This window comes from Dietzia sp. UCD-THP, from assembly GCF_000349585.1.
GTDB lineage: Bacteria > Actinomycetota > Actinomycetes > Mycobacteriales > Mycobacteriaceae > Dietzia > Dietzia natronolimnaea_A.
The window spans coordinates 1-401 of sequence record NZ_KB714664.1; the positions used below are offsets into that span (position 1 = coordinate 1).

Genomic DNA, 401 nt, shown 5'->3' on the forward strand with positions numbered 1-401 from the left:
GCTCCTCGCCGCCGGCGCAACAGCGCTGGTGGCCGCGTCCTGCGCGCAGCCGGAGCCACAGGTGCTCTCCGAGGCTCCGCGCTCTGCGTCCGCGACGGAGATCACGTCGCCGACCACCACCGAGCGTGACGAGCAGCCCGGGAAGTTCATCGCGCGATGTGCGACCGAGGCCGACGGCGGGACGCCCGGCCTCACCATCTTCACCGACGGATCGCAGAACGTCACCGATCACTGCCTGAGCAGGTACTACATCGGGGTCCAGCCCGCTCCCGGGGCACTGTACGTACCCGACGAGGAGGCCGGTACCTACGCGCCTCCCAGCGAGACCGCACCCGTCGAGACGACGGGCGAACAGTGGACGCCCGCCCAGCCGCGAACCGATATCGGGTTCGAGGATGATC

The 401-nt window shown here is 70.1% G+C and carries 1 pseudogene; it reads left to right on the forward strand.

Annotated features, from left to right (window positions below):
• Positions 1-401: pseudogene (locus tag H483_RS39760) on the forward strand (hypothetical protein); the annotation flags it as partial.